Source organism: Isoptericola sp. NPDC058082 (genome assembly GCF_042885055.1).
GTDB lineage: Bacteria > Actinomycetota > Actinomycetes > Actinomycetales > Cellulomonadaceae > Isoptericola.
Map to the genome: position 1 here is coordinate 1 of NZ_JBHVSQ010000046.1, position 1,038 is coordinate 1,038.

At 62.7% G+C, this 1,038-nt stretch carries 1 protein-coding gene; it reads right to left on the reverse strand.

The window, feature by feature from the left end; translation table 11 throughout:
• Positions 1-86: 86 nt before the first annotated feature.
• On the reverse strand, positions 87-569 hold the full coding sequence (locus ACFVS0_RS21830; RefSeq protein ID WP_006380568.1) for a CarD family transcriptional regulator: 483 nt from the start codon (positions 567-569) through the stop codon (positions 87-89).
• Positions 570-1,038: the final 469 nt, after the last annotated feature.

Here is a 1,038-nt window from a genome sequence, read left to right on the forward strand (position 1 = left end):
CATGCCGCAGCGCCCGACGACACACCGTGAATACGGTTGGTCAGCGGGCACCGCGGCACATTTATTTACGACCGGTGCGATCCGGGTCAGGACGCGAGGACCTCGTCGAGCAGAGCCTCGGCCTTGTCTTCGTTCGTGTTCTCCGCGAGAGCGAGCTCGCTCACCAGGATCTGTCGAGCCTTGGCGAGCATGCGCTTCTCACCTGCGGAGAGTCCACGCTCGCGCTCACGACGCCACAGGTCGCGCACCACTTCGGCGACCTTGATGACATCGCCGGAGGCGAGCTTCTCGAGATTTGCCTTGTAGCGCCGGGACCAGTTCGTCGGCTCTTCGGCGTACGGCGCGCGCAGCACCTCGAAGACCCGGTCCAGCCCCTCCTGCCCGACCACGTCGCGCACACCCACGAACTCCGCATTGTCCGCCGGCACACGAACCGTCAAGTCGCCCTGGGCGACCTTGAGCACCAAGTAGGTCTTGTCCACGCCTTTGATCTGGCGAGTTTCGATAGCCTCGATCAGCGCGGCCCCGTGATGGGGATAGACCACGGTGTCGCCAACCTTGAACGTCATGTGACAGGTACCCCTTCCGTGGCTATCAAGAGTAACACGAGAACGGCTTCTCCTGAATGGCGTTTTCGCAGGTCAGGGCATATCTCGGGGCTTGACAACAGCAACACGAACGTGCTGCGGAAGGCTTCCGGGAGACGGTATTCGCAGGTCGGAGCGGCTGTACGGGCGGGGCGAAACGCGCGCGTTACGCGTCCTCGAACCCACTCCGAAGTGGTTGAACGTCCCGGTTTGCCGGATTCCAGATGGCGGACTTTCCGTACTCCGTTCGGAGATCGATCACCCGTACGGGCCTAAGTACCGATGGCCAATGAAATTGATCACCGCCCGGCCGCTGCGGAGATTATGTGCAAGGAATGCGCCAAGGTCCGGATAATTGATCAAGCCCGTTATGTGAACGGCGCGCAAATCGCGAGGCAGGGAGCGGCGCGGGGATCCGGTGGGGGGCTCCGGTGGTGATGCACGGGGCGGT

Excerpts from the sequence above, each read along its gene's own strand:
- ACFVS0_RS21830 (WP_006380568.1), bottom strand. The coding sequence starts at position 569 with ATGACGTTCAAGGTTGGCGACACCGTGGTCTATCCCCATCACGGGGCC.